Annotated in this window: 9 protein-coding genes; 6 read left to right on the plus strand and 3 right to left on the minus strand. The window is 35.7% G+C overall.

Going from position 1 to position 10383, the window contains the following annotated elements:
• Positions 1–419, minus strand: a 419-nt coding sequence (locus DNC80_RS09365) for a hypothetical protein (protein WP_182650980.1), incomplete at its 3' end; no start/stop codon positions are given.
• 393 nt (positions 420–812) lie between these two features.
• Here DNC80_RS09365 and DNC80_RS09370 point away from each other — a divergent pair.
• Positions 813–2219, plus strand: coding sequence for an APC family permease (locus DNC80_RS09370; protein WP_182650981.1), 1407 nt, complete (start codon positions 813–815; stop codon positions 2217–2219).
• A gap of 541 nt (positions 2220–2760) precedes the next feature.
• Here the strand turns inward: DNC80_RS09370 and DNC80_RS09375 are convergent.
• Both DNC80_RS09375 and DNC80_RS09380 read right to left on the minus strand, forming a co-directional pair.
• Positions 2761–4209, minus strand: a complete 1449-nt coding sequence (locus tag DNC80_RS09375; RefSeq protein WP_182650982.1) for a glyceraldehyde-3-phosphate dehydrogenase — start codon at positions 4207–4209, stop codon at positions 2761–2763.
• Positions 4210–4368: 159 nt separating this feature from the next.
• Positions 4369–5769: a trypsin-like peptidase domain-containing protein gene (locus tag DNC80_RS09380; protein WP_182650983.1), complete on the minus strand. Its 1401-nt coding sequence runs from the start codon at positions 5767–5769 to the stop codon at positions 4369–4371.
• Between the two features lie 138 nt (positions 5770–5907).
• On the opposite strand from DNC80_RS09380, the gene dapF reads away from it, so the two are divergent.
• The 5 genes from dapF (at position 5908) to DNC80_RS09405 (ending at position 10071) form a co-directional block, all read left to right on the plus strand.
• Positions 5908–6690, plus strand: a complete 783-nt coding sequence (dapF, locus tag DNC80_RS09385) for a diaminopimelate epimerase (RefSeq protein ID WP_182650984.1) — start codon at positions 5908–5910, stop codon at positions 6688–6690.
• A 63-nt stretch (positions 6691–6753) separates the two neighbouring features.
• Complete coding sequence (locus tag DNC80_RS09390; protein WP_182650985.1) at positions 6754–7287, plus strand: GNAT family N-acetyltransferase; 534 nt, start codon at positions 6754–6756, stop codon at positions 7285–7287.
• Between the two features lie 87 nt (positions 7288–7374).
• Entirely contained in the window at positions 7375–8415 is a 1041-nt protein-coding gene (gene mltG, locus DNC80_RS09395) for an endolytic transglycosylase MltG (protein ID WP_182650986.1), read from the plus strand.
• 2 nt (positions 8416–8417) lie between these two features.
• Positions 8418–9332 carry a DUF2279 domain-containing protein gene (locus tag DNC80_RS09400; protein ID WP_182650987.1) on the plus strand — a complete coding sequence of 305 codons (915 nt, stop codon included), beginning with the start codon at positions 8418–8420 and terminating at the stop codon, positions 9330–9332.
• A gap of 97 nt (positions 9333–9429) precedes the next feature.
• Complete coding sequence (locus tag DNC80_RS09405) at positions 9430–10071, plus strand: peptidoglycan-binding protein LysM (protein ID WP_144889072.1); 642 nt, start codon at positions 9430–9432, stop codon at positions 10069–10071.
• Positions 10072–10383 lie beyond the last annotated feature (312 nt).

Here is a 10383-nt window from a genome sequence, read left to right on the forward strand (position 1 = left end):
ATATATTTTTCTTTATAATTTTCATTAAAGTCTATGGTAGTTGAATCAGGAAATTCATTTTCAGTAGAAAAATATTGCATGACAGCATTAAACATTTTGCCATCATTTTTTCTTGAAATTTTTTTAATTCTTTCTAAATCATCAAACTCAGTTATATTCCACAAATTGTCTAAAGATTTGTCGAATTTATTTATTTTGAGTATTTTTTTTAACTTCGAAAAATGTATTTCAGAAATAGTTTTAGTTGTGTCAATTTTTTCCTTTTTTTTATTTAATTCATAGACTGTTAAAGTTATATTTTTAACATTACCATTAAAATCTATCTCTTTTGGAATTATTTGTCTTTTATCAATTTTAGTATTTTGAGAAAATAATAATCCAAATTGGAAAAATATAATATATAAATAGGTCTTGTTCATTTTTACGATTTCTCTTGAAATTTATGCCACTAGTTTAAACACATCACCCTGAAATAGGGAAGCATTGGTTGCAGTTATTGTGATTGATTTTCAAATATAAGTATAATAGTATTACAAAACGGCCTAGGTGTTTTATTAATTGCAAGCTTTTCGTACTTAAAACACTAGTGCAGCACTTCTCTTTTTTGAGATTAAACTTGAAAAGGAGGATTTTACATGAAGGATAGGAGCGGCATCCTTTATTTTCTTTCTTTAAGAAAATAAAGATAAAGCGCATAGCCTGACGCAGCTGTAGCCGTGCGGAAGCTGGGACATGCCCAAAATAAGTGCATCTGAATTTAGATTTCTAAAAAAAGTATATCTTTAGCCCACAACTAACCAAAAAACCATTTTATGGAAGACCAAAAACCAGATAATTTTAAGAGAGAATTAGGACTACTTGACGGGACCATGCTTGTGGTGGGTTCTATGATAGGATCGGGGATATTTATTGTAAGCTCGGATATGGTGCGCCAATTGGGCTCTGCCGGCTGGCTGATTGCTATGTGGGTGCTTACGGGCGTGATTACCGTGATTGCTGCGGTGAGTTACGGCGAGTTGAGCGCGATGTTCCCTACGGCGGGCGGGCAGTATGTGTATATTAAGGAAGCTTACGGCAAACTGATTGGGTTTTTGTACGGATGGAGCTTTTTTGCGGTGATTCAAACCGGTACTATTGCGGCTGTGGGTGTGGCTTTTGCCAAATTTGCGGCTTACTTGTATGCGCCTTTGAGTGATAAAAATATTTTGTATGAAATAGGCGATTTTAAACTAAACGCTGCCCAAATTGTATCTATTGTTACGATTGTGCTGTTGAGTTATGTCAATAGCCGCGGGGTGAAAAACTCTAAGATTTTACAAACGGTGCTTACGGTGATCAAAGTACTTTCGTTAGCGGGTTTAATTATTTTTGGTTTTATGGCAGCAGATAGTGCGGTATGGGATGCGAATTGGGCCAACGCTTGGTCGGCTCAAAGTTTAAATGTGGATACTGGCGAGTGGTTGCCTATTGGTGGTATTGCATTGATATCGGGTATTTCGGCGGCTTTTGTGGGATCGCAATTCTCGAGTGTGGCTTGGGAAGGCGTGACTTTTATTGCAGGCGAAATTAAAAACCCTAAACGCAATGTGGGTTTGAGTTTGTTTCTAGGAACATTATTAGTGAGTGTGATTTATATTGTTGCCAATGTGATGTACTTGGCTGTGGTGCCTTTGTTTGATATTGCTACTGCCGAATCAGATCGTGTGGCTGTGGTGGCTTCGCAAACTATTTTTGGGTCGGTAGGTACTTTGATTATTGCCGTGATGATTATGATCTCGACTTTTGCTTGTAACAATGGTTTGATTATGGCTGGTGCTCGTGTGTATTATACAATGGCGCAGGATGGTGTTTTCTTTAAAAAAGCGGCTTCGTTAAACAAAGCGAGTGTACCAGAATGGTCTATTTGGGCACAATGTATCTGGGCTTCGGCTTTGTGTTTGACGGGTAAGTATGGTGATTTACTTGATTTTGTGGTGATTATTGTACTGGTGTTTTACATCTTAACCATATTAGGAATATTTATTTTGCGCAAAAAAATGCCCAATGCAGAGCGTCCGTACAAAGCTTTTGGTTATCCGGTATTGCCTGCTTTATATATTTTGATTTCTTCGGCAATATGTTTGGCGTTATTGTACACAAAACCAACAACCTGTGGTTGGGGTGTTTTGATTATGCTTATTGGTATCCCGATTTATTATTTGACTAAGGCGAAGGAGTAGGTTTTTTTAGTCTCAGTTTTCAGTTTCAGTCTCAGTATTTAGTCACAGTATTTAATCTCGGAGTTTAGGTTGAATATTTATAAAGTTGAAAATCTGCTAAATCCGCGTAATCTGCGTGCCAATTCAGTACCACAACAAAAAGCATAAACAAAAAATCCGTCTCGTTGAAGAATAAGACGGATTTTGAATTTTACTCAAGTTGGGAAGTGGTTGCTTTAAATTTAAAACTATTAGCTAAAACTAAAAAAATAGTGAAATCTGTGGTTCAGTCTCAGTCTCAGTGGTCAGTCTCAGTGGTCAGTCTCAGTTTTTAATCTCTGAGTTTAGATTGAATATTTTTAAAGTTGAAAATCTGCTAAATCAGCTAAATCTGCATGCCAATTCAGTACCACAACAAAAAGCATAAACAAAAAATCCGTCTCGTTGAAGAACAAGACGGATTTTTTATTTTATTCAAGTTGGGAAGTGGCTGTCTTCCATTTAAACTATTTACTAAAACTAAAAAAATTACAACCACCCACCACAACTTGTAAATGGTAGGCTAGTAGTACGTGAAACGTCTTACTTTAGCAATATATTTAGCCAAGCGAATTACTTGGTGGCTGTATCCGTATTCGTTATCGTACCAAATGTAAAGCACGATGTTTTTACCGTCTTTTGAAACTATGGTTGCATTACTGTCATAAATTGCAGGTTGCGCTGTTCCTACAATATCTGAGGAAACCAACTCATTATTCATGGAATATTTAATTTGCTCTACAAGTTCTCCCTCTAGCGCATATTTTTTCATGATGGCATTAACGTCTGCTACTGATGTGGTTTTTGATACTTCAAGGTTTAAAACTACAAGTGATCCATTAGGAACAGGTACTCTGATAGCATTAGAAGTTAGTTTCCCTTCTAATGAGGGTAACGCTTTTGCCACAGCGCTTCCAGCACCGGTTTCGGTAATTACCATGTTTAAACCAGCAGCTCTTCCGCGGCGGTATTTCTTGTGCATGTTGTCTACCAAATTCTGATCGTTGGTGTAGGCATGTATGGTTTCTAAATGTCCTTTAACAACGCCTAAGGTATCTTCAACCGCTTTCAAAATTGGAGTTATGGCATTGGTAGTGCAAGATGCTGCAGAGAAAATATTGATTTCATCTGGGTTGTACTCGTTGTGGTTGACACCGTGCACAATATTAGGAACTCCTTTTCCAGGAGCGGTAAGCAATACTTTATCGGCTCCTTTTGAAGTTAAATGGCGGCTCAAGGCTTCGTGTGTTGTAAAAGCGCCTGTATTGTCAATTACTAAAGCATTGTTGATATCAAATTGTGTATAATCAATTTCTTCTGGACCGTTTGCAGTAATAATATGAACGGTTGTTCCATTGATAATTAAAGCATTGTTTGCTGGATCTGCAGTTACTGAACCTTCAAAATCTCCATGAATAGAATCATAGCGCAACAATGAAGCTCTTTTTTCAAGAGAAACCGCATCGTTTTTATCTCGGGTTACAATAGCACGCAAACGCAATTGACTTCCTTTGCCCGTTTTTGACATTAATTCTCTAGCTAATAAACGACCAATACGTCCAAAACCATATAAGACAACATCTTTTGGCTGAATTTCTTCTGAATCTTTAGCGTTTTTTAGTTTGTCGATTACAAAATACTTAGCATCTGGATATTTGTCCTCTTCTAATCCATATTCATACGTAAGTTTTCCGATGTCTAATTTTGCAGGAAGTAAGTTCAATTCTAAAATAGCTTTTGCAATTTTAACCGAATCAAAAACTGAAATAGGTTTGCCTACAAACTCAGCAGCATATTCGTGTAAATTGATAATGTCACTTACATTTCTGTCCAATAATTGATTGCGGAATAAGACCATCTCAATCGATTTGTCATACCATAAATCACTGATAATTTTAATCAGTTTTACTCCTGCACGTCGCCTGTCGGCTTGCAAAGAGACTTCTTTTTCGTATAAAGTTGTAGTTGCCATGTTGAAAATTTAAGGAAAATAAGGTGTTATATTTTTACAAATTTTTTGCAAAAGTACCCATTTCAATCGATTTCGTAGCGTGTTTTAAGATTTTTTTACAAAATAAAAAAGCCACCTTGTTTTGCAAGATGGCTTAGTATTCAATTTTAAAAAATGAACTTACATATAGAAACGTACCAGTTCACCATTTTTACTGATCAATTCGATGCGCACTTTTTGATTGTCGTCTATTTTACTCATCAATTTTGATACGGTTTCTACATTGGTAGCTTTTACATTATCGATACTTAAAATGATACTTCCCACTAATTCCTCTTCATATTGCTGCCATTTTTGGTCGCTAATGCCTTTGATGCGCACTCCGTAATCGATTTTGAATTTCTTTTTGTCAGCTGCGTCAATGTTTTCTAAAGTCATCCCTTTGAACTCTGCATTAAAAAACTCGTTTTTACTCAAAGTTACAGGAACGGTTTTCGTTTTTCCGTCTCTGCTATAAGTCACTTGAACTTTGTCATTTGGGCGTTTCGTATTGATATAACCAGAAAGATCCGCAAAAGAGCCTATGTTTTGCTCATCTATCTTCACGATAACATCACCTTTGGCCAAACCAGCTTTGTCAGCACCTGAATTTTTAGTGACTTTATTGATGTAAAACCCTTGAGTCAAACTAAGGCCGTACTCTTTAGATGAGATACTGTTTAATTCGCCACCTTCAACGCCTAGAATTCCACGTTGTACATTCCCGAATTCCATTAAATCTTCAATGATTTTTCGGGTGATGTTTGAGGGTACTGCAAATGAATATCCAGTATAACTTCCCGTTGGCGAAGAGATCATCGTATTGATACCAATTAATTCACCACGAGTATTCACTAATGCACCACCACTGTTTCCTGGGTTTACCGCCGCATCCGTTTGAATGAACGATTGAATTCCGCTCGTGTCAAGATTTCTGGCTTTCGCCGAAACGATACCTGCTGTTACAGTGGAGTTCAGATTGTACGGATTTCCTACTGCCAATACCCATTCACCTACTTTCACCGAATCAGAATTGGCGAAAGCCGTGTATTGAAGCTTTTCACCCACATCGATTTTAAGCAAAGCAATGTCCATTTTGGAGTCGGTACCAATTAATTTGGCTTTGTATGATTTCTTGTTATTGAGTGTAATTTCAATTTCAGATGCATCTTTAATCACGTGATTGTTCGTTACAATGTACCCGTCTTCAGAGATAATTACTCCAGATCCTGTTCCTACTTGCTCCTGTGATTGTCCGCCACGAAAGCCGTAAAAATATTCCAGAATCGGATTAGAAACGGTTGTTCTGGAAACATTTTTTACGTGAACCACCGTGTGTATCGTTTTGTCTGCAGCCTCAGTAAAATCAAGTACTTCCGATGATAATCCTACTCTTTTATTATAGGAATCAGAGGCCATGGTAACCAATCCGGCTTTATCTTTAGAAAAATAGCCATCGGTGTCAAATAATAGCTTGTATGAACCTAGTGTTACTACTCCGCTCAACAAGGAAACCAAAAAAAGTGTTGAAAAATTTTTCATAATTAAATTCGTTTTTAAAGATATTTACATGTAAAATTAAAACTAAAATTGATTGTGAAAATACAGTTTAACGCTCTTTAACAATGATTAACATTTCATTAATAGTTCGTACTTTTGTATCATTCAACACGATAAAAAATGCAATTAGAATTTTATAAATACCAAGGAACGGGCAATGATTTTGTAATGATTGACAATCGTACCGAATTTTTCCCAAAAGAGAACACAAAATTGATCGCTCAACTGTGTGACCGCCGATTTGGAATAGGAGGAGATGGTTTGATTTTGTTAGAAAACGACTTGGATACCGATTTTAAAATGGTGTATTACAACTCAGATGGAAACCAGAGTTCTATGTGTGGCAACGGTGGACGCTGTTTAGTGGCTTTCGCCAAAAAGCTTCAGGTTATTGAAAACAAAACTACATTTATAGCCACAGATGGATTGCATCATGCTACTGTTGATGAAAACGAAATTGTAGCTCTGCAAATGATTGATGTCGCCGCCGTAAATGTGACTCCTGATTATGTGTTTTTAAATACAGGTTCGCCACATCACGTGCAACTGGTTAGTGATCTAGAAAACTACGATGTAAAAAATATTGGCGCATCAATTAGATACGGAGATTTATACGGACAAGCAGGTAGTAATATTAATTTTGTTGAGCAAATTGATGGAAATAACTTTTCTCTTCGAACGTATGAAAGAGGTGTTGAAGATGAAACACTTTCTTGCGGAACGGGCGCTACAGCAGTTGCGATAGCCATGAATGTAATAGGAAAAACAACTGCAACTGCTATTAACTTAAATGTTGAAGGTGGAAAATTAGCAGTTTCATTTGATGTCAATGAAGGTGTGTTTACCAATGTTTTTCTTAAAGGCCCAGCTCAATTTGTATTTCAAGGTACGATTGAGATTTAATTTTCGAAACCTGTATTAAAATCAAGCTTGGTGTATCTCTGTGTAACTTTGTGAAAAAAATAAATGAAAACATTAAAAGGTGATAATATTTACATTCGGGCATTAGAACCCAATGATTTGGAATTTATTTATGCAATTGAAAACGACCAAAGCATTTGGGAAGTTAGTAATACAAACACTCCATATAGTAGGTTTCTAGTGAAGCAATACCTTGAAAACGCACATCAAGATATTTACGAAGCTAAGCAATTGCGATTAGCCATTTGTCAGGACCAAGACTTTCCTGCACTAGGATTGATAGATTTATTTGATTTTGATCCAAAGAATAATAGGGCAGGTGTGGGTATTGTAATTCAAAAGAACGAAAACCGGAATCAGAATGTAGGCTCCGAAGCTTTGGAGTTATTAATCGAATATGCATTCTATAATCTAAATTTACATCAATTATATGCAAATATTGGTACCGAAAATGTAACAAGTACCGCACTTTTTACTAAATTTGGATTTGAAATGATTGGTATAAAAAAAGATTGGACTTTGCATCAAGGAAATTACAAAGATGAAGCCATGTACCAGCTTATCAATACTAAATTTTAATTTTTCAAATTAAGATATAAGTATTTTTAAATCAATTATTTATGCTTCCGTAAAAAACTAAAAGCTTAAAAAAAATAATACCACCCTATGAATACTAAGAAAATTATTAGCATTGTTTCAGTTGTTTTGATATCTGGACTGATGATCTACGGCATGATTTTATTAAAACAAATTTTCTCTGCCAATACTAAGTTTACTGAGCAAGAAGTGTACGTTTATGTACCTACAGATTCTAAATATGAAGATGTCAAGAAAATTTTAAGCCCTTACGTAGAAAATCTAGAGCGTTTTGAGCTTGTAGCTTCTAAGCGAGGCTATATTGAGAATGTAATTCCAGGTCGATTTTTACTTAGAAAAGGAATGAGCAGCTATGATCTTGTAAAAACCCTACGTTTGAATTCGCCAGTAAAATTAGCATTCAACAATCAAGAACGAATAGAAAATCTTGCAGGTCGTGTAGGATCTCAAATTGAAGCGGATAGTTTAGTTTTGCTAAATACATTTAAAGATTCAGTTTTTTTACAAGAAAACGGATTTAATGAGGAAAATATTTTAGCTATGTTTATTCCAAATACTTATGAAATATATTGGAATACCACAGCCGAAAAGTTTCGAGACAAGATGATTAAAGAATACCGTAATTTTTGGAATGAAGAGCGAACTGCAAAGGCAAAAGCGCAAGGTCTTACTCCAGTTGAAGCTACTATTTTAGCCTCAATTGTTCACAAAGAGTCGGTTAAAAAAGATGAAAGACCAAGAATTGCAGGAGTATATCTTAACCGATTGAAATTAGAAATGCCTTTACAAGCAGATCCCACGGTGATTTTTGCCATGAAAAAGAAAGCCAATGATTTTAATCAAGTAATTAAGAGAGTTTTTTATAATGACCTGACAATGTCTCATCCTTACAATACGTATATGAATGTGGGACTTCCTCCAGGACCTATTGCTATGCCTGATATTACTGCATTAGAGGCTGTTTTAAATCCAGAAAAAAATGATTTCATTTATTTTTGCGCTAGTGTTGACCGTTTTGGGTATCATGAATTTGCCGCTACATTGCCAGAACATAATGTAAACGCCAAAAAATATTCAGATTGGATTAACAATCAAGGTGTAAAAAGATAGTTGTGAATACTACTTTAAGGTACACGTTTGTTGCTGTGCTGTTTTTTCAAATTGGCTTTTGCCAAAGCAAATTAAACACGTTTTTAAAACCTTCGGATACAATACAAGTGCAAAGGCAAAAAACAGTGTTGATTTCCGAAGCTGTGGTTGCAACAGGAACATTACTTGCTTTGAATCAGTTATGGTATGCCAATTATCCCAAATCTGATTTTCATTTTGTAAATGATAATGCAGAGTGGTTGCAGATGGACAAAGTAGGCCATGTATTTTCATCCTATCAATTGGGTAGTTTTAGTGCTCAAATGCTCAATTGGAGTGGAGCTTCTAAAAAAAATCAACTGATTTATGGTGCAGGATTGGGTTTTGCATTCTTAACAGCCGTTGAGGTTATGGACGGATACTCCGCAGAATGGGGAGCTTCTCTAGGCGATGTTGTTGCTAATGCTACAGGAACAGGCTTGTATGTATCGCAAGAATTACTGTGGAATGAACAACGTATACTGCCTAAATTTTCTTTCCATACTTCACCCTATGCGCAATACCGTCCAGCGGTGTTAGGGAAATCCGTATCAGAACAAATCATAAAGGATTATAACGGTCAAACGTATTGGCTCTCGATTAATCTACATTCTTTTGCTAAAAATTCTAAAATACCAAAATGGTTGAATGTTGCTTTGGGTTATGGTGCCGAAGGAATGGTAACGGGAAATAGCGCTACACTTGCTCCAGATGCGACTTTTAATTCACAACGATATAGACAGTTTTACTTTAGTTTGGATGTTGACTTGACAAAAATCAAAACAAATTCTCATTTTTTGAAGACGGTTTTCTCGGTTTTTAATACGGTCAAAATTCCTGCACCTACAATAGAGTTCTCGCACTTAAACGGTATTAAATACCACTTAATCTATTTTTAGATAAGTTTAACGTGCTGATTATCAAGCTTGCTATTTTTTTTGTATATTTGTGCATAGAAATTTCTCAACGGGACAGCGTTTTGAAGAAAAACAATTTATGATAAAGAAGTGGTATTTTTATGCTAGTCTAACTGTGATTACAGTTTTTTTAAGCTCAGGTTTTAAACCTTTTAACCTAGAAACCAGCCCTTGGTTTCTAATCAATGAAGAAGATGGAACACATTACTTATTTCCATCCGAAGAAGCAAGCGAATACACTAATTTGAATATTCCATTTACAGGAAATTTTTTCATAGGCTTCAAAGAAGCGATCGGGCATCGAGAATCCGAAAGCAAATACAAGAAAATCAATTCACTTGGATATTTAGGTAAATATCAATTTGGTACCGAAACGCTAAAATCTGTTGGTGTAAAGAGTAGTACTACCTTTTTGAATAGTCCTGAATTACAAGAACGCGCTTTTATTGCACTATTAGCAAAAAACAAGTGGGAATTAAAAAGAGAAATTGAGAAGTACGATGGTACAGTGCTCAATGGAATCCGAATCACCGAATCAGGAATATTAGCTGCTGCTCATTTAGGAGGCGCAGGATCGGTAAAGAAATATTTTAGACACGAAGGCAAGCGCAACTTTAGAGATGCTTACGGTACCTCTATCAGGAGTTATATGAAAATGTTTGGCGGGTATGACACTTCCTTTATTGTTGCAGATAATAATGCAACAGTCCATAATATCTAGTATTTTTTTATTTTCTAAAATAAACTTTAAAATTTTAATTTTTGTTTGTTCAAATTCAATACGGATGTATTGGACGAACTTTAACGAGAAGTAATTATCTTTTACATTCATTGTAAAAACAAAAAAATCACCATTTAGGTGATTTTTTTGTTTTGTAAAAGGTTTATTCAAAACTTTCGAGCTATATTTCAAGTATTTTGATTGCTGCGTCACGTATTTTTGTTCCAGGGCCAAAAACAGCTACCGCGCCAGCATCAAATAAAAATTGATAATCTTGCGCTGGAATTACACCACCTACAACGACCATAATAT

The organism is Flavobacterium sp. SOK18b, assembly GCF_014156605.1.
Lineage (GTDB): Bacteria > Bacteroidota > Bacteroidia > Flavobacteriales > Flavobacteriaceae > Flavobacterium > Flavobacterium tiangeerense.